This window comes from Proteus vulgaris (genome assembly GCF_011045815.1).
Classification (GTDB): domain Bacteria; phylum Pseudomonadota; class Gammaproteobacteria; order Enterobacterales; family Enterobacteriaceae; genus Proteus; species Proteus vulgaris_B.
In genome coordinates this window covers 688,556-713,815 of sequence record NZ_CP047344.1, presented here as the reverse complement: position 1 = coordinate 713,815, position 25,260 = coordinate 688,556, and the positions used below count along the sequence as shown (strand labels likewise).

General features: G+C 37.8%; 21 protein-coding genes. 10 read left to right on the top strand and 11 right to left on the bottom strand.

All coding sequences use genetic code 11. The features are described 5' to 3' along the window. Nucleotides 1-19 precede the first annotated feature (19 nt). The 6 genes from GTH24_RS03340 to GTH24_RS03315 all read left to right on the top strand — a co-directional run bounded on the left by GTH24_RS03340 (nucleotide 20) and on the right by GTH24_RS03315 (nucleotide 4,941). Nucleotides 20-733, top strand: coding sequence for a YdhW family putative oxidoreductase system protein (locus GTH24_RS03340; RefSeq protein ID WP_241254017.1), 714 nt, complete (start codon nucleotides 20-22; stop codon nucleotides 731-733). 66 nt (nucleotides 734-799) lie between these two features. Beyond that, nucleotides 800-1,471 (top strand): 4Fe-4S dicluster domain-containing protein, encoded by a 672-nt coding sequence (locus GTH24_RS03335; RefSeq protein ID WP_164525947.1) that lies wholly within the window; start codon nucleotides 800-802, stop codon nucleotides 1,469-1,471. Further along, nucleotides 1,468-2,265 (top strand): thiosulfate reductase cytochrome B subunit, encoded by a 798-nt coding sequence (gene phsC / locus GTH24_RS03330; RefSeq protein ID WP_072069419.1) that lies wholly within the window; start codon nucleotides 1,468-1,470, stop codon nucleotides 2,263-2,265. Before GTH24_RS03335 ends, phsC begins: the two co-directional genes overlap by 4 nt. Before the next feature lie 25 nt (nucleotides 2,266-2,290). Next, nucleotides 2,291-3,259 (top strand): protein YdhT, encoded by a 969-nt coding sequence (gene ydhT, locus GTH24_RS03325; RefSeq protein ID WP_072069420.1) that lies wholly within the window; start codon nucleotides 2,291-2,293, stop codon nucleotides 3,257-3,259. A 112-nt stretch (nucleotides 3,260-3,371) separates the two neighbouring features. Then, nucleotides 3,372-3,665: a helix-turn-helix domain-containing protein gene (locus GTH24_RS03320; RefSeq protein ID WP_164525946.1), complete on the top strand. Its 294-nt coding sequence runs from the start codon at nucleotides 3,372-3,374 to the stop codon at nucleotides 3,663-3,665. Continuing rightward, nucleotides 3,655-4,941 carry a type II toxin-antitoxin system HipA family toxin gene (locus GTH24_RS03315; protein WP_072069421.1) on the top strand — a complete coding sequence of 429 codons (1,287 nt, stop codon included), beginning with the start codon at nucleotides 3,655-3,657 and terminating at the stop codon, nucleotides 4,939-4,941. The genes GTH24_RS03320 and GTH24_RS03315 overlap by 11 nt, the downstream gene beginning before the upstream one ends. Before the next feature lie 57 nt (nucleotides 4,942-4,998). Here the strand turns inward: GTH24_RS03315 and brnQ are convergent, their stop codons facing one another. The 3 genes from brnQ to phoB all read right to left on the bottom strand — a co-directional run bounded on the left by brnQ (nucleotide 4,999) and on the right by phoB (nucleotide 8,833). Beyond that, nucleotides 4,999-6,342 carry a branched-chain amino acid transport system II carrier protein gene (gene brnQ / locus GTH24_RS03310; RefSeq protein WP_072069422.1) on the bottom strand — a complete coding sequence of 448 codons (1,344 nt, stop codon included), beginning with the start codon at nucleotides 6,340-6,342 and terminating at the stop codon, nucleotides 4,999-5,001. Nucleotides 6,343-6,821: 479 nt separating this feature from the next. Then, complete coding sequence (gene phoR / locus GTH24_RS03305) at nucleotides 6,822-8,120, bottom strand: phosphate regulon sensor histidine kinase PhoR (protein ID WP_164525945.1); 1,299 nt, start codon at nucleotides 8,118-8,120, stop codon at nucleotides 6,822-6,824. A gap of 23 nt (nucleotides 8,121-8,143) precedes the next feature. Next, entirely contained in the window at nucleotides 8,144-8,833 is a 690-nt protein-coding gene (phoB, locus tag GTH24_RS03300) for a phosphate regulon transcriptional regulator PhoB (protein ID WP_072069424.1), read from the bottom strand. 219 nt (nucleotides 8,834-9,052) lie between these two features. On the opposite strand from phoB, the gene sbcD reads away from it, so the two are divergent. The 3 genes from sbcD (at nucleotide 9,053) to GTH24_RS03285 (ending at nucleotide 14,740) form a co-directional block, all read left to right on the top strand. After that, on the top strand, nucleotides 9,053-10,285 hold the full coding sequence (sbcD, locus tag GTH24_RS03295; protein ID WP_072069425.1) for an exonuclease subunit SbcD: 1,233 nt from the start codon (nucleotides 9,053-9,055) through the stop codon (nucleotides 10,283-10,285). Beyond that, a complete protein-coding gene (locus GTH24_RS03290; RefSeq protein ID WP_164525944.1) occupies nucleotides 10,282-14,010 on the top strand; it encodes an AAA family ATPase in 3,729 nt (1,242 codons plus the stop codon). Before sbcD ends, GTH24_RS03290 begins: the two co-directional genes overlap by 4 nt. Before the next feature lie 130 nt (nucleotides 14,011-14,140). Beyond that, a complete protein-coding gene (locus GTH24_RS03285) occupies nucleotides 14,141-14,740 on the top strand; it encodes a nitroreductase family protein (protein WP_072069426.1) in 600 nt (199 codons plus the stop codon). 148 nt (nucleotides 14,741-14,888) lie between these two features. Here GTH24_RS03285 and GTH24_RS03280 read toward each other — a convergent pair whose 3' ends face one another. From GTH24_RS03280 to GTH24_RS03255, 6 genes are all read right to left on the bottom strand, one after another. After that, on the bottom strand, nucleotides 14,889-15,212 hold the full coding sequence (locus GTH24_RS03280) for a type II toxin-antitoxin system RelE/ParE family toxin (protein WP_072069427.1): 324 nt from the start codon (nucleotides 15,210-15,212) through the stop codon (nucleotides 14,889-14,891). Next, nucleotides 15,187-15,417 (bottom strand): ParD-like family protein, encoded by a 231-nt coding sequence (locus GTH24_RS03275; protein WP_072069428.1) that lies wholly within the window; start codon nucleotides 15,415-15,417, stop codon nucleotides 15,187-15,189. The genes GTH24_RS03280 and GTH24_RS03275 overlap by 26 nt, the downstream gene beginning before the upstream one ends. A gap of 303 nt (nucleotides 15,418-15,720) precedes the next feature. Beyond that, nucleotides 15,721-17,343: a bifunctional metallophosphatase/5'-nucleotidase gene (locus GTH24_RS03270; RefSeq protein ID WP_115350484.1), complete on the bottom strand. Its 1,623-nt coding sequence runs from the start codon at nucleotides 17,341-17,343 to the stop codon at nucleotides 15,721-15,723. 19 nt (nucleotides 17,344-17,362) lie between these two features. Beyond that, nucleotides 17,363-18,139 carry a ribonuclease T2 family protein gene (locus GTH24_RS03265; RefSeq protein ID WP_072069429.1) on the bottom strand — a complete coding sequence of 259 codons (777 nt, stop codon included), beginning with the start codon at nucleotides 18,137-18,139 and terminating at the stop codon, nucleotides 17,363-17,365. 84 nt (nucleotides 18,140-18,223) lie between these two features. Beyond that, nucleotides 18,224-20,179: a bifunctional 2',3'-cyclic-nucleotide 2'-phosphodiesterase/3'-nucleotidase gene (locus GTH24_RS03260; protein ID WP_072069430.1), complete on the bottom strand. Its 1,956-nt coding sequence runs from the start codon at nucleotides 20,177-20,179 to the stop codon at nucleotides 18,224-18,226. An 83-nt stretch (nucleotides 20,180-20,262) separates the two neighbouring features. Beyond that, on the bottom strand, nucleotides 20,263-21,441 hold the full coding sequence (locus GTH24_RS03255; RefSeq protein WP_231619330.1) for a porin: 1,179 nt from the start codon (nucleotides 21,439-21,441) through the stop codon (nucleotides 20,263-20,265). A gap of 1,326 nt (nucleotides 21,442-22,767) precedes the next feature. Here GTH24_RS03255 and rdgC point away from each other — a divergent pair. Next, the gene (gene rdgC, locus GTH24_RS03250) at nucleotides 22,768-23,676 is read left to right on the top strand and encodes a recombination-associated protein RdgC (RefSeq protein ID WP_072069432.1); all 909 of its coding nucleotides are present in this window, start codon (nucleotides 22,768-22,770) and stop codon (nucleotides 23,674-23,676) included. Between the two features lie 72 nt (nucleotides 23,677-23,748). Here rdgC and yedF read toward each other — a convergent pair whose 3' ends face one another. Next, nucleotides 23,749-23,991: a sulfurtransferase-like selenium metabolism protein YedF gene (yedF, locus tag GTH24_RS03245; protein WP_072069433.1), complete on the bottom strand. Its 243-nt coding sequence runs from the start codon at nucleotides 23,989-23,991 to the stop codon at nucleotides 23,749-23,751. Continuing rightward, nucleotides 23,988-25,214, bottom strand: coding sequence for a selenium metabolism membrane protein YedE/FdhT (gene yedE / locus GTH24_RS03240; protein ID WP_072069434.1), 1,227 nt, complete (start codon nucleotides 25,212-25,214; stop codon nucleotides 23,988-23,990). The genes yedF and yedE overlap by 4 nt, the downstream gene beginning before the upstream one ends. Nucleotides 25,215-25,260: the final 46 nt, after the last annotated feature.

Below are 25,260 nucleotides of genomic sequence, written 5' to 3'. Positions count from 1 at the left end.
GTAAAAGAAGGAGATCATGATGATAGAACAAAATGCATCAGCTTCTATACCACCCGATATTGCTGATGATGCAGATTTTGCGTTAGAGCAACCTGATATCTCTCGTCGCCGTTGGCTACTGCCTCTATCAGAAACAGGTGTTGGACGCAGTGCAAACACCACAACGGCGCTTAAGGAAGAACAGGTTGAAGAAATCGCAGAATTATCTGCTGAACAACATCTAGCGAATGCAATACGCCAATGTTCAAAAGAAGGTGAACTGCTAGCTATTTCAACGCTGTATGATGCGCCCTATTCTCTTACTCAAGAAGATATTGTGCAGTTAGAAACCGCGTTAAAAAGCGACGAGTTTATTGATATCGCCCATTTAAGTCTCAATGGTGAGGATTATTTTTACTCTGATGAATTTATGTCAGATAACTTCGCACAACTGCAATTATTAAATCGTCACGCTGATGTTTGCACCGCAATTGCTGGGGTTGTTCGATTTGAGTGCGAAACCTATCCTCGTCCATTGAAACAAAGCATGTTGATGTCTGAACCCTTTCATTACACAGCTTCAGAGATCGAAGATGCACTGACACTGATGAAAGACCACCCTGACTTTCAAGATATTCAGCAAGTTTTAGCGTCTAACGACGCACCTTATCTCTTTAGCAATACGTTAATGAGTTATGGAAAAGCACGAGGCTTAACTGAATGGATAGAGGTAGAACAACATGAAAATCCTTAACGTTCTATCTTATCCACGAAATGTCATGTGGGTATTACAACATCATCAGACTGAGGAGCAAAAATAATGCGTGTTTCTCGCCGTAAATTTGTAGCAGGCATGGGTTCGGTCATTTTTTTCAGTGCGCCACTAGGAAGTGCACTTGCGGCAAGCGCTGAAAAGAAACCAATCCGTTATGCCATGATCCATGATGAGACGCTTTGTAATGGTTGTAATATTTGTGCCACTGCATGTCGTCGATTAAATAAAGTTCCAACGGGAATGGCAAGAATGGATATTGCTCATATTCCATTAAGCCTAAAAGAAGACAACGACAAGTACCATTTCTTTAGACACTCCTGCCAGCAATGTGAAGATGCTCCTTGTATTCCTGTATGCCCTACAGGCGCATCTTGGCGTGATGAAACCAATGGTATTGTGCGTGTAGATAAAGAGAAATGTATTGGCTGTAGCTACTGTATATCAGCATGTCCATACCAAGTACGTTATCTTAACCCTGTGACACATGTTGCTGATAAATGTGATTTTTGTCTTGAGTCTCGATTACAAAAAGGTTTCCCACCAATTTGTGTGAGTGCTTGTCCACAAAATGCCTTGTTATTTGGTAGAGAAGACAGCCCTCAAGTTCAAGAATGGCTTAAAACACACGATTATTATATTTATCAACTTGATGGTGTAGGAAAACCCCATCTCTATCGCCGTGTAGGGCCTCATGTTCAAGAGGAGGGTAAAGTATGAGTATCGTCAATACCATGCCAGACAGTGCCCAGTTTCAAGCCGCACTAAAAGAGTATGTTTTAATTTATACACCAGATTATTTACCGCTTTGGCTCATTGTTGCAGGTGTATTATTCGTTGGCATGCTACTCGTGCTCGCACTTCATGGCTTTTTACGTTATCGCTTTGCTACACCACATGGTCAATCACATAAAGAAGAGAAACTCTACCTTTACTCTAAGGCAGTACGTTTATGGCATTGGAGTAATGCCTCTTTATTTATTTTATTGCTCCTTAGTGGTGGCATTAACCATTTCGCTCTACTTTCTGCTCACGATACAGCCTTATTAGTCAGTGTGCATGAAGTCTGTGGTTATCTCCTCTTAGTGTGCTGGTTATCTTTTGTATTAATTAATCTTGTCGGCGGTAATGGTAAATTTTATCGCATTGATGGTAAAAACTGGTTTCAACGTGCTTTTATGCAAACTCGTTTTTATCTCTATGGGATTATTAAAGGAGAAGATCACCCTTTCCCAGCGACTCCTAATGTGAAATTTAACCCACTGCAACAAATGGCTTATTTAGGTGTGATGTATGCATTAGTTCCACTACTTTTGATAACCGGTGTTTTACTTCAAAATCCAGCGTTTATTCCTGCTGATGCTGTAACGTTTAAAGCTTGGTTATTAATTGCACACCAAATATTAGCGGTATGTAGTGTCTTTTTTATCATTGGTCACCTTTATCTGTGTACAACAGGAAGAACGCCATTCCAAACATTTCGCAGTATGGTTGATGGTTATCACAGACACTAATAAAGAAATTTATTGAGGAGCTTATATGTCAGTCCCTTCAAAGGAAAATATCACATTAACAAAAGAAGACTTACGACAACTGCATGTTTCAACTTCGCTTTATCGTTGGTTTCTACGTTATTTTCCTAATGGAGGCACTTACAGTGCTATCCATTGTGAGTTAATAAAACAGCGCCGTACACAATGGATAGAAAGCTTTATTCAATATATTTATTTACGTCATTTTAACGAAGCCTCCTTTGCCAAACAGGAACAAGAAGTGATGGAAAACATCTTGTTCCTACTCGGTGATGAACAACAACAAGGCGTCACATTACAACGCTTGCCATACCACAACACCTTGCCTAGTGCTGAAAATATTCAATTCTCTACCGAATGGCATCAGTTAATCTTAAAAAGCCAGCAACTCAGCGCCGATCTCGCTTTATGTGGTAGTAATAACATTGTGGCATTTTCCGGTGATGAAAATAGCATTGCCAATACAGGCTATAGCAATCAATTGATGAATACGGGTTTTGCAGGAAAAGTGTGTAATACAGGCAATCAGTGTCGTATTGGTAGCTTAGGTGGGCGCTCTCGCATTTGTAATAGTGGCAATGATGTCAAAATTTATGCCTCAGGCAATGGTGTTCATATCGCCAATAGCGGTATGCGTAACTTTATTACAGCCTCTCAAGATCGCGCAAAAGTCACTAATACAGGTGATTTAGCGCAAATCAATGTTACTGGAAATAACTCTATAGCAATTAATACGGGTGATAACTGTAAAGTCACAGTATCTGGCGACAACAGTATTTGTATCTCAACCGGTGATCTCCATCAGTTCTGCTTAGGAAAAGGCGGTAGTGCCGTGATTGCTTATCATGATGGGCAACGTACTCGTTTTAACATTTTCTATGAAGGTGAAGATAATATTGTTGCTGGAGTCCATTATTATTTAGATGAAAACCAACGCCCAGTAACAATGGATAATTTCACTGAAACGCATAATTAATAGAAAATCCCCACTAAAGCCACTTTCATTAAATGGATACTATAGTGTCTAAAATAGCTAATTTATGCTATAATTAGACACTATAGTATCCATTTAATACTTAGAGCTAATAATGAAACTCTCATTACTGACTGATCTCGATGTAAGTCGAGCCTTTGCTACTCATTTACGAAAACAGCGTGAAAAAGAAAAATGGTCACGCGAACAACTTGCTGAGCGCAGTACCGTCCCAGCATCAACGATTAAAAAATTTGAACTACAAGGCAAAATTTCACTACGTCAATTATTGTTACTTTGGCAATGCCTTGATGATTTAAATAATCTTTATGCCGTTGTTGACCCTAAAAAAGTCAATAAGCCTCGTATACCAAGAACGATTGAGGAGGTATTGCAAGATGAGTTTTAAGCCAACAAAACAATTAAATGTAACACGAACATTGTCTACGGGTGCTCCTATTTTAATGGGGACATTAGTACAAAACAATAATGATGTATTTTTTCAATATGATGCACACTATTTAACACAATATGGCAATAGCTCTCCTTTTAATCTGAAAAATAATACAGATTTACAAATTGCACCTAAAAAAACTCATGATAATTTGCATGGGATTTTCTCTGATAGCTTACCTGATGGGTGGGGACGATTATTACAAGACAGAATTTTTCGCCAACACGGCATACAACCACATGAAATTACAGCAATGGATAGGCTAGCCTTTGTTGGTAATAAAGGTATGGGGGGATTATCTTATTTACCTATCTCTGACTACCAAGCAGATGAACATTTTGAAGTTGACTTGATTAATTTAGGGTTAGAAGCACAAGCTGTATTTGACGGGCAAACGGAAACTGTTTTATCTGAGCTTGCTATTGTTGGTAGTTCTGGAGGGGCGAGACCTAAAGCCTTACTTTATTTTAATCAAGACGACTTTAATAAATGTAAAACATATGAAGAAGAAGGTGATGAGTCATGGTTGATCAAATTTACGTCCAAAAACTTACTTCTTGGTCACGATGAAGGATTATGTGAAGCCATCTATCTCACTCTAGCAAAAGAACTAGAGCTTAATCCTCCACAATGGCGACTTATTGACGTTCCTAAAAACAGTAATGGAAAATCTTGGCTAGCATTAAAACGCTTTGATCGTATCACAAATAGTTCTGGTAAATCAGGACGTTTAATCATGCACAGCGCATGCGGATTATTAGATGCTGATTTTAGGTTACCTTCTTTAGATTATGAAGATTTAATCAAAGTAAATCGTGTGCTATGCAAATCAGTTTCAGCTGGAAAACTCCAATTTAAACGAGCCATTTTTAATCTATTCGCTTCTAATCAAGATGATCACAGTAAAAATTGGTCATTTCTACAATATGATGATGGACATTGGGAACCAGCCCCTTTTTATGATGTGACTTATAATCCCAATCCAAGAAATGAACATATCACTTCATTTGCTGGATATGGTAAAAAGCCACCATTAAATACAATAAAGCAACTTGCTGAAATTGCCGGTTTTGAAAGTTGGCAACAAGCACAAGCGTATATTCATCATACCGTTGATGTTATTGCTCGATTCTCATCACTTGCCAAAGAATATGATGTCTCCAAATTAATACGAGCAGATATAGAAAAAACACTTGCTGATCGCTTAAAAGAAAATCGACACTTGCTTTAACTCCAATAAAAAAAGGGAAACTTTCGTTTCCCTTTTTATTTTTCAAATCAACGTACTTTATTGCTTATGGATGGCTTCAGTATGGATCACTTTTTTATTCTGTGAGCCCGCCACTTTATCGTAAATGCCACATACAACAATTGTCACTAATACTGGGATCAACCATGCTAAACCTTGCTCACTTAACGGCAGTTTTGTCGCCCATTCTGGTAATAAATGCTTCAAATAATCAGAGGCTTTTATGGCATCAAAAATACCAAAAAATAAACTAACCGCCATTGCTGGTGCGATAATACGGCTTGGGTTATTCCACAATCGTAATGTGAAACTCATTAAAATAATCACAATACAAGGTGGATAAATCATAATCAGCACAGGAATAGAAAACGCGATCAGTTTGCTTAATCCTAAATTTGAAACAACAGCTGAAAATATCGCTAAAATCAGTACCAATGTACGATAAGAGATAGGCAAATAACGACTAAAGAACTCCGCACATGCACACGTTAAACCAACAGCTGTCACCATGCAGGCTAAGAAGATCAAGACAGCTAAGAAGAAGCTACCAAAGTTACCGAATGTATATTGAACATAGGCATGTAAAATATCTGCACCATCTTGGGCACCCGGAATAATGCTGCCACTGCTAGAGCCTAATTTAAATAAACTCAAATAAATCGCAGTTAATAATATACCTGCAATAATTCCCGCCCACATCGTGTAACGCGTCAACAAGGATGAATTATCAATACCTCGAGAGCGAGCCGCATTAACAATCACGATACCAAAAACCATAGCTCCCAATGTATCCATGGTGAGGTAACCGTTAATAAAGCCCTGAGTTAACGCCATATCTCGATAAGCTTCAGTAGCAGGAATAGCACCACCTGCAGGCCAAAATATCGCAGCAATACCCAATGCAGCCAATGCCAAAATTTTAATCGGTGCCAAAATATGACCAACGCTATCTAGTAATTTTCCCGGATAAAGCGAAATACCAATAACAATTAAAAAATAGACAATACTATAAATCAGCAATGACATTTCAGTATCACCCACTAAAGGAGCAATACCCACTTTAAAAGAAACGGTTGCAGTACGCGGTGTTGCGAAAAGAGGGCCAACAGCAAGATAAGCAACAATTGCTAATAACAGTCCCATTGATTTACCAATAGGTGTACTTAATGCTTCAATGCCACCACCAACTTTAGCTAATGCAACGATGGTTAATACAGGTAAACCGACACCAGTAATAAGAAAGCCGATTGCGGCTGTCCAAACAAATTCACCGGATTGCAAACCCACCATAGGAGGAAAAATAATGTTGCCAGCACCGACAAAAAGGGCAAAGGTCATAAACCCTAATGCCAGAATATCTCTGGAAGTTAATCTATGTGCCATAAGTTTTGTTAATATGTAGTTACAATAATGGTTAAATAGCGCCGAGATGGCGTAACATAAAATCAACAATATCTATTTGCGCTCATATCATTATTATTCAGGATAATATCCACATATAATCATTTCATGCAGAGCAATTACGTATCAAATAGAAAAAATTGCCGATAACTGGGCACAAGTAAAACTTTTATAATGAAAAAAGGCAATAGCTAATCCAAAAACCAGAATAATCATCTAAACTATTTTTCAGTGCTAGTTATAACTATCATATATCACCGAATATACACGATATGATTTGTGCATTTTATCACCAACAATATTGTTCATTAGCAATATTTAAAGTTCTTATTAATTAATAATATTAAAATTTAACGCTACGATATTAGTTTTTATTGACATCGAAAAGAGTGATAAAAAGACAAAAAACCTTTATCACTAATTAAACATTAGGTGATAAAGGCTTTAAATAGAAAAGATGATTAATGTACTTTTTTAGCAGATAGTAAGGTTTGAGGCAGAATAAAAGAAAACGTACTTCCACTCCCAACTTTACTTTCAATATTCAATTGTGAATGATGATGAAGCAGTGATTTTTTCACAATTGCCAACCCTAATCCTGTACCACCAGAATGGCGAGAGCGTGCTTTATCAACACGATAAAAACGCTCTGTTAAACGTGTTAAGTGTTCAGCACTGATCCCTGACCCGTTGTCGGAGACACTAAATAACATACCTTGAGGAATTTTCTTCCAGCTGACTTTTATTGTTGTGCCTTCTTCTGTGTGATTAATCGCGTTATAGACTAAGTTAGACACAGCACTGCGCAACTGCTCTTCATTACCACGTACAGCCCACTGTTCATCAATATCAAAGGTAATATGATGCTGTCCTTGGCTTAGTGAGTTCGCCTCTTGTTGTAATAAGGTTAAAATGGCGGGTATATCAACAACTTTATTTAAATCGATATGAGGAGCTGATTCAATACGGGAAAGTTGTAAGAGCTGCTTTACTAACGTATCCATCCGTTTAGCTTGTTCTTGCATTGTCATTATCGCTTTATGTTCTGCGGGTTTTTCTGCACTATTTTCTTTCATTATTTCAAGATAGCCTTGAATAACGGTTAAAGGCGTTCTTAATTCGTGACTCACGTTGGCAAAAAAATCACGTCGTGCATTTTCTAGTTTATTTTTTTCTGTCACATCTCGCGCCACCATTAGACGTTGATCTTCGCTGTATGGCATCACACGAAACTCCACAATAGAACCATTATTAAGAGAAATCGTTAAAGGGTGACTAAAATCGCCTGCGGTAAAATAGTGCAAGAAATCTGGGTAACGTAATAAATTAAAAATATTTTGCCCGTTGTCTTCTGGCCACCGAAAACCTAATAGATGTTGAGCTAAGCTGTTACACCAAAAAATATTACCTTCATTAGTCATCATTACAACCGCATCAGGTAAGCTTTCAGCTCCGCTTCTAAAGCGCTTAATTAAGTCGCCTAATTCTCGACGTCGTTTACGATTACGTTGCTGTGTTTGTCGAATGCCATAAAAAATAGGCTCCCATCCTCCTCTGCCTTCTGGTGGTAAGACTGAGCGATCGAGCCATAACCATTTAGACAATTTCATCAAATTATAAGCATGCCAAACCAAAGCACTAAAAAGTGATGCCACCAGCAGCCAAGGAAGATGGCCAATAAAAAGTGATAATACAAAGGCAGGTAAACAAAATAGACATAGCCCCCAAACGAGGGCTTTCCATGATAGTCGTTCTAACACCTGACGATTACTCCCATATTGACTTAGAAACGGGCAGAGAAGCGATATCCCGTTCCACGTACTGTTTGTATCATTCGGTCATGACCATCTTCTTCAATGGCTTTACGTAAACGACGAATATGCACATCCACGGTACGGTCTTCGACATAAACATTCGTTCCCCAAACATAGTTTAGCAGTTGTTCTCTGCTATACACGCGTTCAGGATGCGTCATAAAAAAGTGCAGGAGTTTAAATTCAGTAGGCCCCATATCAATCGGTTTATCTTGACTAGTTACTCGATGAGAAACAGGATCAAGCGATAATCCATTGAATTCAATGATATCTTCCGCTGACATCGGTGATAAACGCCGTAAAATTGCCTTCACTCGGGCGACAAGCTCTTTAGGTGAAAAGGGCTTGATAACATAATCATCAGCACCCGTTTCTAAGCCTTGGACTTTATCTTCTTCTTCCCCTTTTGCCGTTAACATAATAATAGGAATGTCACGAGTATTACTTTCTCGCTTCATCTGTTTTATTACCTGTAAACCGGAACCTCCGGGGATCATCCAATCTAATAAAACCAGATCAGGGTAAGGATCGATAAGAAAACTCAATGCAGAATCATAATCTTCTGCTTCAATGGGCTGAAAACCATTTTGTTCTAAAACAAAACAGATCATTTCTCGAATTGCGGTTTCATCTTCAACAACAAGAATACGCCTTGCCATACTCTATCCTGTGTAATGTATATAGAGGGTCAAAATGATTATGATGCAGTTTTATGACAGATTTATGACTAACCTTAACATTACTGAAATACCATGGTGTTGTTAAGGTAAATAAATCATTTTTCGGTGAAAAATCACTCAAAAAAAGGCTTACTGTTGAGTTTTCACTAAAAAAGCAAGGTGCGCTATACTCTCAGCAAATAAAAAAGAGGGATAGCAATGCGGATTATTCACACATCAGACTGGCATTTAGGGCAATATTTTTTTACTAAAACCCGTGCACAAGAACATCAACAATTTCTTGATTGGTTGTTAGTACAAATCAAAGTTTATCAAGTCGATGCCTTAATTGTTGCTGGTGATATATTTGATACTGGCTCACCCCCAAGCTATGCCAGAGAACTGTATAACCGCTTTGTTGTTGCAATGAGAGACACACAATGCCAATTGATAATTTTAGGTGGAAATCACGATTCTGTCGCAACACTCAATGAATCTAAATCACTATTGGCGTGTTTAAATACTACTGTTATTGCCAATGTCCATACCGAAACGCCACAAGCACCGCTAATTCTTAGTCAAAAAGATAACACGCCAGGAGCCTTACTGTGTGCGATCCCCTATCTACGCCCTAGAGATATGATAACTAGCCGAAGTGGGCAATCCGGTGCTGAAAAACAAAACGCGCTAAAAGAAGCAATTGCTGATTATTATCAAGTTCAATATCAAGCAGCTCTCGATTTACGTGAACAATTGAACACCAAGATCCCTATTATTGCGACGGGCCACCTGACAACGATCGGTGCAAGTGTGACCGATTCTGTACGTGAAATATATATCGGTACTTTAGAAGCCTTCTCTGCAACCCTGTTTCCTAAATTTGATTATATTGCTCTTGGCCACATTCATCGCCCTCAAGTGGTGAATAAATCAGGGCATATTCGTTACAGTGGTTCTCCAATTCCTTTAAGTTTTGATGAGAGTGGGCAACAAAAAAGTGTCTGCCTTATTGATTTTGAGCAAGATAAATTAACTGAGCTTACGCTACTCCCTATCCCCGAATTTCAGATATTGCGCACAATTACTGGCTCATTAAAAGAAATAGCCACACAGCTTGAAAATTTAAAAAAACAATATGCTGAACCAGATACAACTATCTGGTTGGATATTGAAGTTTCTACACAAGATTATCTCAGTGATATACAAGCGCGTATTCAGGAGCTAACTAACGACCCTCTTTTTGATGTGGTTTTATTAAGAAGATCCAGAAAACAACGCCAAGTGCTCATTCAAAATGAAAAAGAAACACTGACAGAATTAACGGTCTATGATGTTTTTGAAAGACGTTTAGAACAACATGATTTTGATTCAGAAGAAACTAAAACGCGGTTAACCACATTGTTTAAACAAGCAGTTGAGATGGCAGAACAAGAGGATAATGAAGCAAAATGAAAATCTTAAGTCTGCGCTTTAAAAATATTAACTCCTTAAAAGGTGAATGGAAAATTAACTTTAACCAAGAGCCTTTTGTTAGCAACGGATTGTTTGCGATTACTGGCCCTACTGGTGCGGGAAAAACAACCCTTTTAGATGCCATTAGTTTAGCGCTTTATCATCGAACACCACGATTAGACAAAGTCACACAATCGCAAAATGAATTAATGACACGTCATACTGCGGAGTGTTTGGCGGAAGTTGAATTTGAAGTCAAAGGTGTCGCTTATCGTGCATTTTGGGAACAACGCCGCGCTAATTATAAAGAAGATGGCAATCTTCAGGCACCACAAGCTGAACTTGTCAAAATAAATATCACGGAGGGTGAGGACAAAATATTAGCGAGCAAGATAAGCCAAGTAAAAGAGATGATCATTAATATTACAGGGCTGGATTTTGACCGATTTACTAAATCAATGTTGCTTTCACAAGGACAATTTGCAGCATTCCTTAATGCTGATGACAAATCTCGCGCAGAGTTACTCGAAGAACTCACTGGTACAGATATTTATCGTCATATTTCCCAATCAATCTTTAAACATTGGCGTGAAGAAGAACAAACGTTAAAAACACTCAAGCAACAGGCTGAAATGATGGCATTATTAGATGAAAATGCCCGCCAAGCTTTATTAACGGAACAAACAGATCTTTTTGCCAAAGAGAGCCTATTACAAAAAGAACAACAGGAATATCAAGTAGCAAAACAGTGGCAAGAAAAAGAAATTGAACTCAATAAAAACAAAGCACTAGCGCAAACTGAGGTTAACTTAGCGCAAGAAGCATTAGTTGCTGCAAAACCTGATATTCAACGTCTGGAAAATAGCGAGCCAGCAGAAAAAATTCGCCCGATTTATGATGAAAAAAATCGCCTATTAAAAGAACAAACCTATATTGAGTCACAACTCTCAGCACTAAAAGCAGAAAAACAGCTTATTGAGCAACAAAGCCAACCAATTAATCAGCATTTAATTGAAGCACGTGACACATTTAAACAACACGATGAGAAAAAACAGCAGATATTACAACTTATTCGCGAAAAAGTGACGCCATTAGATAATCAATTAGCCTTGCTACAACAAGATATTTCAACAAAGACACAGCAAAAAAATACACTCGAAAAAACGCAATCAGAATATCTAGAAAAAATTCAATCAACAGCACACCAACTAACAACATCACAAAAACAAGCCAGTGAATTAAATGATTATTTAAGCCAACATACGGCTTATGCTCAACTTGCTGAAAATCTACCTTTATGGCAACGCTATTTTGAGCAATATGATGAAATCACAGAAAAATATCTTATTAGCAAAAAGAGTGAAAAAACAGAGCAAGAAAAAGAACGCACTCTCAAACTCGCCTTAGAAAAAGCAACTAAAGCACTAGAGCAACAACAATACAGTCTTAATTTACAGCAACAGCAATTAAAGAAGTGGCAAACACAACTTGAGCAACAAAATAAAGCTGATGCAATTACAGATATCCCTCCTCGTTTACAGCAAATATCACAACAAAGAAACGCCCTAGCTAAATTGATGGGATTACAGGCTCAATTACAGCGAGCGATAAAAACAGAACATCAATACCAAAAAACTCAGTCAGAAAATCAGCAAACAATAGTTATGCTGACTGAAAGTATCCACAAAAATGACATTGTTTTAAAAGAGAAAGAACAACATCTTAAAGATTTAAATAATAATTATCTTTTAATACGAAAGTTAGCGGAATATGAAGAAGAGAGACAACATCTAGTTAAAGATAACCCATGCCCTGTTTGTGGTTCAACAGAACATCCTTATGTTGAAAAATATAAAGAAATTAAACCAGACGAAACAAAAACACGATTAGATCTTTTAACACAACAAGTTCATGCATTAACAATAGAGTTAGTGGAACAAAAAACACAATGCGCTAACTATCAAGCTCAAAACAAAAAACTCAATGAAGATAGTGAACAACTCACTCAAGATATAGCGACATTAAAACAACAATGGCAAATCTTAGCACAAACATACGCATTGCCTGATGCTGACTGCAAAGAAGATGCGTTGACTAAATTAGATGCCAAACTTGAGGCAGAAGATACTTTACTGAAACAAAAACAATCCAGTTATAACGTATTAGAAACCAAAATTCAGCAAGAATACAAACTGTTATCTGATGCTAAGGAGCTTTTTAATCAACAACAGCAAGCTATTCTTTATCAACAAAATGAATTTACTCAACAACAAAAAGAAGTCATCAATAAACAGCAACAAACAGCACAATATTTGCAACAACAGACACAATTAGCACAAGAAATCCAATCTCGTGTTGAACAACAAGGCTATCAGTTATGCCAATTCGAAGAAAAAACTCAATGGCTTAATGCGCGTAAAATAGAGAGTCAACAATATCAATCGACATTAAAAGCAAATCAGGAATTACTGCAAATAATTCGTGAATTGTCATTAACACAAGATGAGAGAAAACGCTATTTAGCTGAAACTCAAAAAGAACTTGAGCATGTCTTGATCCACTTTAAACAACTACATCAACAACAAGAACAGTTGAAAGCACAACGCCAAGCTTTATTCGGGATACAATCCACCGAAGATGCACGCAATGAATTAGAACAAAAAAGTCAGTTATTACAAAAAGTTATTGAGAAATATAGCGAAGAAAAAAACCAACTTGAAGTTCGTCTGAATCAACTTATTGGTCAATATCAGGAAAATGAAAAATCGTTACAACGGCTTCATACACTTTCAAAAAGCATTATTGAGCAATATCACAATAGGTTAAAAAATAGCCTCTTTGCTGACGAAAATGCATTTTTAACATCCTTGTTATCAGTCGAAGAAAGAAACCGTTTACAAGAACAACAAAAACAACGGCTTGATAAGCTACTGCAAGAAAAAACACGTTTGGATACACAAGAAAAGGTATATCAACAACATTTGTCACAACAGCCATTATTGGCAACACAGCAAAATATCGAACAAATTAATACTCAATTATTGCTGTTAGAAACACAAATTACTCACTTACAAGAGACAAAATTTCGTATCCAAGAGCAATTACGCACAGATGAAGCAAAACGTAAAGAGCAACAAAGCCTACTTACCCATATTTCTAAACAACAAGCTCAATTTGATGATTGGAGTTATTTAAACGAATTGGTGGGTTCTGCTTCAGGAGATAAATTTAGTCGTTTTGCTCAAGGATTAACGCTCGATCATTTAATTTATTTGGCCAATCGTCGTTTAGAAAAACTACATGGACGTTATTTCTTACAACGTAAAACACCCGCAAGTCTTGAACTACAAATTGCAGACACATGGCAAGCCGATGCTCTACGAGATACACGTACTCTCTCTGGAGGAGAAAGTTTCTTAGTTAGTTTATCGCTCGCTCTCGCGCTTTCTGATTTGGTCAGTAATAAAACGCAGATTGAATCACTATTTCTAGATGAAGGCTTTGGCACACTCGATCCTGATACGCTAGATATCGCACTAGATGCACTCGATAGTCTTAATGCTTCTGGCAAAATTATTGGTGTGATTAGTCACGTAGAAGCCATGAAAGAACGCATTCCGGTACAGATCAAAGTAAAAAAAGCCGGTGGATTAGGTATTAGCCAGCTTGCTCCTGAGTTTAGATATGAAAATAAACAATACATAAATCAGTCAGTTAAAAACTAGGTCGAATATTTTGACGTAACTGATTAAATTTTTTATATATCAATAAATCACCAATAGCACCTATAGTATGTCCATAGATTAGCCCAAGCTAAGACACGCTTTAAGCGCTTAAATTTATCAAGGAGACATCATGTCTAACGCATTTACTGATTTAATGAAAAAACGTAGAACAATTTATCATTTAGGTAATCAACTTCCAATTAGCGAAGACAGAGTCACGGCGATTATCAAAGAAGCGGTTAAAGAAAGCCCAACTGCATTTAACTCACAAACATCTCGTGTGGTTGTTCTGTTTGGTGAACAACATCAAAAACTATGGGATATTGTTAAAAACACCCTGAAAAAATTAGTCCCTGCAGAAGCATTTAGTGCAACTGAAGCAAAAATTAATAGCTTCGCCGCAGGTGCTGGTTCAATTTTGTATTTTGAAGATACTGACATCGTAAAAGGTCTGCAAGAACAGTTCCCACTGTATGCCGACAACTTCCCTGTATGGTCAGAGCAAGCAAGTGGTATGGCACAACTTTCTGTTTGGACTGCATTAGCAGCAGAGAACGTAGGTGCTTCATTACAACACTACAACCCAATTATTGATGATGAAGTTCATGCAACTTGGGATCTGCCAAAAACATGGAAATTAAGAGCTCAAATGGTCTTTGGTTCAATTGAACAAGAGGCTGGTGAGAAGAATTATATGGAAGATGATTCACGCTTTAAAATCTTCAAATAAGTGTTAGAACAGACATCTGACAAAAAACCCTAGCAATAAGTAATACCCTCTTTTTTTCACTTTCATTCCTTGCCCACAGCCACTGTGGGCTTTTTTTTATTACATATCCATAAAAAAAGAGTGGTGACCTTATGCCACCACTCTTTTATTACTTAATCAGTTTCAGATCGGTCTTTCGCTGTTTTTTCTGTGCATCATAGAAATTTTCATGAGAACCGATATGCAGTAGATACAGTTCAACTTTGTTAGTTACCCATGAATAGCCGAGTAGTGCAGTCAACTCATTAAGCCTAAATTTGTGTACTCTGAGATAAGCAAGATCGCCTTTTTTCTGTTCACCAATCAATGGATTATCAATTATTTGATCAATTTCATCTTCAATAATTTTCACATCTGATTCAGGCAACTTTTTCATTGCCTTTTCAAATCGAGCTGACTGATAAACATCAATCTCTTTTTGTGGTTCGGACATATCGAGAAACCTTTTTGTTTTCGACTTCCGCCTGTGCCAGTAACAATTCTTCGATAAAGCTATATGACAGATCAGGGTTATCTTCAGCTATACGCCCTATTTTAGCCCAGTGTTCAATTTGTTTAGGAACACTTCTGCTTTTCGCTTCCGCATGAATTTTAGCATCAGACACAAAGTCTTCATCTAATCTTACGGAAATAGCCATTACTTACACTCCAAGCCTCACGGCAGTTATAACTTTAGAACTTTATAAGTTTAGAATAACGACAAAATGCAATCTTTTGTCGCAAAATAACACAATACACCACAAATTATTACTTGTAAAGGCGTTGACTCTTATGTTTATTCCCGCACATTGGCGAACAAAAAACATAAAAAAGAGCAAAGTGCGTAATGAATACAAAGGTAGGGATGGACCCTTTGTGTTCAACACTTTGCTCTCTTTATTTATTTACGCACCCTTTACCGAAGTAAAAGGTGCGATTTTCACAAGGCGTATGAAAATACGTTATTTACGTGTGATGTTATTTGCTTTTGGTTGAGCAATTGGAGACTGCTCAGCAAAGTATTTCACGACTGCATCAACATCTGGCACGCTGTAAACTGGATCTTTACCTTCTTTCAGGACAGAGAAGTTACTACCACCCGTTGCTAAGTATTCGTTAGCAACAACACGGTAAGATGCTTTCATATCTACTGGTTTACCGTCAATTTTCATTGATTCAACGATAACACGGTTACCATTAGAGGCTTTGCTATCCCATGTGTACTGGAAGTTACCTGAAATCGCTAACACTTGTGGACGTGAACGATCCCATTGTTGTTCTAACAGGCGTTTGATTTGCTCACCCGTTAATGTTTGAGTTAACAGTACGTTAGAGAATGGCTGTACAGTGTAGATTGCGTTATAAGAAACATCACCACCTGTCATATCAGCACGAATACCACCGCTGTTCATAAATGCGATTTGTGCGCCACCCATATCTTTTGGTTTTGCAGTATATAAATGTGCATCAGCAATCACTTGACCCAGAGCAGATTCACCCGCGTCATTGGTTTGCTTAGTTAAATTACCTTCTAACTTACCGATAATACGGTTAGCTAATGGGGTAGCGATTTTTTCGTAAGCTTCTAACAGTTTAGTGACTGCTGGATCTTTTTCATATTTGCGGTTATCAACCCAAATATTACGAGCTTCTACATCAACAACATCTTTAGTTGTTTTATCTAATTTCAGATCGATACGCGTTAACATTGCACCGTTTGATTGCGCCGATGTCACTGATTTACCGTTGATAGTACAGTTGTAAGCTTGGTGAGTGTGACCTGTCACAACGAAGTCAATCGCTGGATCTAATTGATCAACAACACCCAGTACTTTACCTGTAATACCATTACATGCGTTGATGTTTACTGGACCACCATCACGACGCTGTGCAGCCCCTTCGTGAATTAACACACCAATCGCTTGAACACCTTGTGCTTTTAACTGAGGCACTAATGCGTTAATGGTTTTTGCTTCGTTATGGAAACTTAAACCTTCAGTACCTTTAGGCGTTACGATTGCTGCAGTTCCTTCCAAGGTGACACCAATGAAAGCAACAGGAATACCGTTAAATTCTTTGATAACGTATTCAGGCAGTAATGTTTTACCTGTTTCGTTAACAATCACGTTAGCCGCTAAGTATTGGAAATCAGCACCTTTAAACTCAGTAGGACCTTGGCAACCTGTTACTGGATGGCAACCACCATTTTGCTTACGCAGTAACTCGCCCATGCCTTTATCGAATTCATGGTTACCCACAGAAGTCGCTTCTAAGCCCGCTAATGATAATGCTTCGATTGAAGGCTCATCATGGAACATTGAAGATAACAGTGGGCTTGCGCCAACCATATCACCCGCAGCAACAACGATGTTGTTCGGATTATCTTTCTTCATTTCTTTAATTAACGTAGCCATGTGCTCAATGCCACCAGGTTTATTTGGACCTGGCGCTTTTAGCGCACCGTGGAAGTCATTCATTGCGATAACACGCACATCAACAACATTAGCTTCGTCGTAGTTTTTTGCACAACCTGCTAATAAGACTGAGCTTACTGCAAGTGCAACGAGTTTATATTTATGGTTCATTTAAAATTTATCCCTAAGATCAAAATTCACGTTTCGGACAATCAATTACTTCGAAATCTTTGCTATAACAGATATAGAATTCATCTCGATTAATTTGAATTTCTTTATCCTTCAGTGATGGATTGTTTTCTTTTAAGAACTTAATCAATGCACTATTTGAAGGACGGCCCTCTGGTAATACTAACGCTTCATACAACTCTTTTTGTTTACCAAAGAATGCATCTGGTGTATCAAACGCACAAACACCATGTTTTTCCCATTCGCCTTGTAACAGATCGATACCCGGAGAATCACACAGATAAGGTTTGATAGCAGAGTATTCTAAAGGTGGTAAATCACCTTTACATAAACGAGGATGCTTGCGTATGTCTTTCCAATCACGGCAGTCTTCCCATGATTTACCATCACAGGTTTCAGCCCACAGCCCATGAACAATCCAACCAAATTTATTATCTGAGAAGCATTGGATTTCAAATTTATCGTACTCACGTTTTGCACGATCTTTTTCATTATCGTTATTTAAACGTTTAATATTATTACTTTTATAATCACAAAAAGCCGGTGAGTAGTTAATTGCTAACTTAAAGTAATCTGTTGATGCTGTGCTGTTTTGACCATAGCGATCATTAGAAGCAATGTAGTCGTAAGGTGCTGTTGGTGCATCAGGTACAATACAAGATACGCCTTCAACTAATTTAGCCTGAGGTTTTAATGGTTCTGTAATTTCAGGTGCTTGCGTTGCACATCCTGCTAACACTAAAGCAAAAGCAGCAGGTAATAGCTTCATAAAGCGCATAAAATCCCCCTAAAGAGTTATAAATTCACTCTCTTGGTTCATAAAGGTAAGAAAAGCCTGCCCAGAATGGACAGGCTTAATGGCTTATTTCTTCTCAGTTAAATCGATTTTGTAAATTGCAAAACCAATTTCATCATTTTCCACGAAAGTCATTGGATATTGAGAGAAATCTTTAATAAATGCAGCTGCTTTTTCACTTGGTGAAGTTTCAAAACGGACATCTAACGCTTTGTCAGTCTTAATAGGTAAGAATGACCAGTTGTTAGCGGCTTTAGTCGCAACTTCACCTTTTTCTTTAGTTTGTTTAGCAATATAAGAAGCTAAAATTGCACGGTTTTCATCTGGAGATGCAAACGCAATATTCGCTTCACCTGTACCTGCGAATTTACCGCCGTACCCACGGTAGTTATTTGTTGCGATCAAGAATGTTGCTTTAGGATCGATTGGTTTGCCTTCATAAGTCACTTCTTTGATACGATTCGCATCTTTGTTAACCACTTGGCAATCAACGTCATATTTAGCTGGTTGAGTTAAGTCAACTTTATAGTTCACACCACTAATGGTATCGAAGTTATAAGTACGGAAACCATCCCAGTTGATCAGTTCTTGTGGTTTAGTTGAGTTAGGGTCAACTTGATTCCACATACCCGCTGAACATTCTAACCACTCAACAACATCCGCACCGGTCGCTTTAACAACCACTAATGTGTTTGGATACAGATATAAGTCTGCAGCGTTACGGAATGTTAAGTCACCTTTTTCAACTTCTACGAAGTCTGCTGGTGCATTTTTACGGCCACCCGCTTTAAACGGCGCAGCTGCACCTAATACTGGTAAACCGTCTAAGTTCGGATCACCTTGAATAAAGTGTTTGGTGTAATCAACTTGTGCATCATTAACGATTTGTACAGTTGGATCGCTTTGTACTAATGCTAAGAAGCTGTACATATTGGCAGAAGCTTTACCAATGTGTTTACCCACAAAATCACGGGTACCTTGGTGTGCTTTTTCGATGATTTGAGCTAATTCAGCATCACGTTCAACTAATGCTTTTTTGTTTGCTTTATCAAAGATAGGACGCGCTTCACCGGTTGCTTCAGTCATCACCCATTTACCGCTGTCGTTATTGATTACCATATCAACGACACCTAAGTGATCACCCCATTGGCCAGGCATAACAGCAGGAACACCATTTACCGTCCCTTTCGCTGTATCTACGCCTTTAATGCCTTCAAATTCTTTGCTTGGGAATACGCCGTGAGCGTGACCAAACATGATTGCATTGATGCCTTCAACTTCACTTAAATAATAAACAGAGTTTTCAGCCATTGCTTTGTACGGCTCTGACGCGAAACCAGAGTGAGGAATAGCCACAATCAGGTCAGCACCCTCTTTTTTCATTTGAGGGACGAATTTTTTCGCTGTTTCTGTAATATCATTTACAACGACCTTACCATCCAGATTGGCTTTATCCCAGATTAAGATCTGTGGTGGAACGAAGCCGATATAACCAATCTTGATAGTGTGTTCTTTACCATCACGATCTTTTACTGGTGTATCAACAATGATATAAGGTGTGAAATAGTTTTTGCCTGTTTTCGCATCCATCACGTTGGCGTTGATGTAAGGGAATTTTGCACCAGCAATGGCTTTTTTCAGGTAATCTAAACCATAGTTAAACTCATGGTTACCAAAGTTACCTACTGTGTAGCCCATGGTGTTCATCAGCTGGTGAGCTGGATGAGATTCGCCTTTTTCTAAGCCTTTAGCTGCTTGATAGTCAGCCAGTGGGCTACCTTGGATCAAGTCGCCGTTATCAACTAAAATCGCATTGGTTGCTTCAGCTTTTGCTGCTTTAATTAGATTAGCAGTACGGACATAACCAAATTGTTCTGTTGGTTTGTCTTTGAAGTAGTCAAAGTCGATTAAGTTACTGTGAACATCAGACGTCTCCATAATACGAAGATCGACTGTCGCAGCATTCACGTTGAATGCGACAAACATTGCTAATGTTGAAATTTTCAACACATTCTTAACCATTACACACCCCTTATATATTGGTTAACAGGAGAGCAAAATGGCTCTCCTTTCGTTACTTCTGTTAAACAGTCCCTTTGAAAGGACTAGAAGTACAGACGCATACCTGTTTCGAAGATATATTGTTTTTTATCTTCATACGCTTCGCTATCACTACGCGCATCATCGTATGCCATTTCAGCGAATAAACGTAAGTTGTTGTATTTAGATACCGCAAAACGTTTATCTACACCCACAGTATAAGTCTCTTTCTTATAGTTGTATGTGTTAGCATCGCCATCACGCAGGTAGTAACCCGCATACATACCACTTTCGATACGATCCCAGTGCCATTTCACACCAACACCATACAGGTCTGCTTTCCAGTCGCCTTTAACTGAATATGAGCTAGTTGGAGCCGCACCTTGAGCAACTACATTGCTAGAGTTTTTAGCACGGGATTGACCATAGTCTAAACCGATAGAAAATTCACGACCTGGGAAGAAGTATTCAGCACCAAAAGCTAAAATACTGTTCTCTGGTTGCTTACCTTTGTTAGGGCCATCATAGAAGTTTTGTTCACCCGTTGCTGATGAGTACCCACCATCAAACTCTAAACCGAAGGTTGATTTATAGAAACCAACAATAGAGTAAGCATTACGAATATCGCCTTGCTTACGATCACCTGGTTTTCCGTCTTTCTCATCTTTACCATCTTTACCTGTTACAGTTGCAGCTAATTTAAAGCCTTCATAACGGTTAGTTTCAATAAAGATAGTCTGTGGTAAACGGGTCATAAAGTTGTTTTTACCAACACCATTACTTTGACTACCAACAGAACGACTTAATACATCGCTGAAGTAGAATACACCCGTGTTACCATAGCCATAGCTTGATTTTTTCACCCAGTCGATCGGAATATAGGTACGACCAAACTGAATTTGACCATAATCACGGTGAGAGAAACCTACATAACCCACACGGTTGAACATATCAAAGTTGGTATATTTGTTATCACTATTAGTTTTTTGGGTATCTGAACCCCACTCTAATTTACCAAATACTTTGATGTCGTTAGTCAGTTCATGTGAACCGAAGAAACCGATACGGCTACCATCATCACGCATACGCATTTCGTGATCTTTGCTAGTCACTTGTGTTTTTAAACGGAACTGACCGTTTACATCAAAACGTGTACCTTTATCGTTATACACGTTTACTGCGTTTGCAGATCCAGAAAGAACCAACAAACCAACCAGTGCTGCTAGAGGCTTCAAGCTTTTCATGATTAAAATACCCATCTATTTTCTATAGTTTTATGATTTTCTTTAAGGTCAAAAATAATACCGCCGTATATAGTTGACCTGATATTCAGACAAAAGATCTCTGCCACGAATTTCGAAAAAGAAAATCGCTCTCACAATTGATAATTTTTATAGCTACTAATTATGACTCTACAAAATTTTCTTAAAGGTTTTAATTCCTTGACACAGACGTAATCACCAATAAGACACAAAAATAATATCCTCATTATATTTAAATAAGGGCATTGCTTTTATTTCTGTTAGGAAAAGAAATAGGTCGTTGAGTTTTCGTTGGCATGTTACTCAAAAAAAAGCCCTTCTTTCGTGATGTAGTCCACAATTACACCAACATGCAATTTCATGGTTACATACCTAAGTGATAGGCATCACAATTAAAGGTAAAGATACGTGTTTTTTGAACTAAATCAACTTTTCAAAAATAACATTTTTTGATTTTTCTTTTAGATTTCATTTTGTTACAAGACTCTTTTTTTTGCTAATAAAAAATTTATCCCCCTATTTAATATATTTAAAAGGAAGTATTAATTTTAACCACTAAATAAATAACACTAAAGATTTGAATATTGTTATCCCTAATTAATAATTTTTTATCTTTATATTTATTTCTTATTTAAATAAAAGCAAAATCACATTTAAATACAATTTAACTGGTGGTAACGAGTAACACTCACTCAAAAAAAGAATAATTAACTACAAATATTAAAAAGAGAAGCACAAGAATACCATTCAATCACAATATCTAATCAATACGTACAAGTCACAAAGAAATAGGATAAAACATTATAAAATCTAAACTATAACCTTGGTTAATATAAAAAGCCCAATCGTGCTATTTTGGCAATATTTTAAAAACAAATATTCAAATCTGTGATGCATATCACTTTGCTATTTATGAAAAATCACCCTTTATATTTTCCTGTTTTTGTGACAACTATCACATGAGAGCGTCAAGAAGATTTTTGTTTTGTAAATTAATGCAGGGATAAATCTGAAAATGATTTCATATTGTAAACAAAAAATGGTTAAAAAGTGAAATTATGTGATTATTATCACATAAGAGCTTGTGCTGAAAATCTCATTATTTCAGTATTAATATTCTTAGTTAACTCAATCCAAATAAGAATAAAACTCATTATCATAGAGTAGATTTACTAATTATTCGTTTCAGCTTTTTTTCTTTTTTATTAAATAACATTATGGATATTTTCTTTTAAGGGATATTACCTTTTAGATACCCTAAACATTCAGTATCATAATGCGGTAAATAATGATTAAGGGGAATGTCAGATGCTGTGGTTTAAAAATATTTTGGTCTATCGATTAAATAAAGAGATAGCACTGTCAATGGATGAGTTAGAACAACAGCTTGCTTCATTGGCATTCACACCTTGCAGTAGCCAAGATATGACCAGAACAGGTTGGGTTTCACCTATGGGTGATCGCGGTGAAGCCCTTATTCATGTTGCTGGTAAGCACGTGATGATATGTGCACGAAAAGAAGACAAAATCTTACCTGCAACAGTAATTAAAAACGCCTTACAGGACAAAGTTGAAAAACTTGAAGGTGAACAAGGACGTAAACTGAAAAAAACAGAAAAAGCGACCCTAAAAGATGAAGTAGTTCACACCCTACTTCCTCGTGCTTTTAGCAAATTCTCACAAACTTTTATTTGGTTAGATTTAGAAAAACAATTAGTCATTGTTGATTCAGGTAGTGCAAAACGCGCTGAAGATAACTTAGCCTTGTTACGCAAGACCTTAGGCTCACTCCCTGTTGTTCCTCTCAACTTTAATGAATCGGTTGAACTAAAAATGACTGAATGGGTACGTTCAGGTGAGCTTCCAGCCGGTTTTACCTTAATGGATGAAGCGGAGCTAAAAGCCGTACTAGAAGAAGGTGGTGTTATTCGTTGTAAGAAACAAGAATTAGTCTCTGATGAAATTGCGACACATATTGAAGCAGGCAAATTTGTCACCAAACTTTCTGTAGATTGGGAAGATCGCCTTCAATTTATGCTCTGTGATGATGGCTCTATCAAACGCATTAAATTCAGTGAAACTTTACGTGAACAAAATGATGATATCGATAAAGCCGATTTTGCCCAACGTTTTGATGCCGACTTCGTTTTAATGACGGGTGAATTAAGCGCTTTAATTGAACGAGTCACTGAAGTCTTAGGTGGCGAAGCCGAGTAATCATATCTTCTCAAGAAAACAGCCTATCATTCACGATGTATAGGCTGTTTTTTTATCTAATAGAAATAAAATTTATTTTTGAATTAAATAACGGATAGTCGGACCATCTTGTTGAATATCTAATACAGTATATCCGTAATTTTTAGCATCAAGCGGAATATTGTTGATTGATTGAGGGCAATCACTCACCACTTCTAATATTTCACCTTTTTTCAGTGATGGCATGGCTTCGAGCGTTGCCACCGCAGGATAAGGACAAGGTTCACCGACCATATCTAGACGATAATCAGGAATAATAGTGTCTTTTTGGTTCATGCGATTTCCTTATTAATCTGCGTTGAAATAGATTGTTCTTGTTGGGCTTTTTTACGGAAAAAGTGTTTTTCCCACCAAAGTAATAATACAAATGACACACCAAGCATTAGATACGTCACACCTAATCCCCCCACAGGACCAAAGGTATCAAGTAAATTAATCTTGTCGTAATCCGTTGCGAGCAGTGAGGCAAAATCATCCCAGTAGTAAGCCAATAATGTAGAACCGATAACGTTACCCAATCCAACCCACCAAAAGTGAATTTGGCCTTCCACGGCACGATACATCCAGCCAGTTTCACACCCACCAGCAAGTACAATACCGAAACCGAAGAGTAAACCACCAATTACAGCATTCGGCCCTGCCCACATAATTTTAGGCGCAGCACCTAATTGGACATAACTGAAAATCCCAATCGCACTCACTGCCATACCAATAATAATCGCTTTTGCCATATGGGTTCTGCCCGTTATCCATAAATCACGGAAAGCGGAGGTAAAACAGATTTGCGCTCGTTCAATTAAAATACCAAAACCAATACCGCCTAGCATAGCAAAACCCAGTTTTGGTGAATCAAAAAGAATAATTAAAGACCACGCAATCATGGCAAAAAAGATAACCATTCCCAATCTAAAGCGACGTTTTGCACGTTGTTTGTCTTGGGTAATCGGTGAGGCTTGACTGACCTTTTGCAGTTTTACAGGAATACGAAACAGTGGCATCAGTGAAAGCTTGGCACCAAAATAAGAACCAATTGCCGTTGCAACCGCGAAAAACCAAGCATGTAAAGAGAATTGAGGAATACCCGTAAAGAAAGCCGCAAGGTTACATCCCATTGCTAAACGCGCACCAAAACCAGCAATGATCCCACCAAGAACGGCTTGAAGAATACGAATTTTATGTTGAGGATGGCGAAGTTTGACGTTATTTGCCCAAAGCGCCGCCATAATACAACCACCAAACATCCCAATAATCATCACGCCATCAATACGCGTTAACGGCGTACCTTCAAGGCCAATGATTTTAAAATAACCCCATTCTTCAGGATGAGCGCCAAACCACTGCATAACGTGACCACCCCAGCGAGTAAATTCACCAGTGACAGCCCAGAAAGTGCCGGTTAAACCAAAGTAGTAAGTTGATAAGATACCTGCCGCAATAACCGCTGGAAGAGGCTTCCAAAAACGGATCAGGTATTGAGATTTAAATTCTGACCAAGACATGTTTTTTCCTAGAGCTTACCTCTACGAGAGACCCTCTCCACGCAGT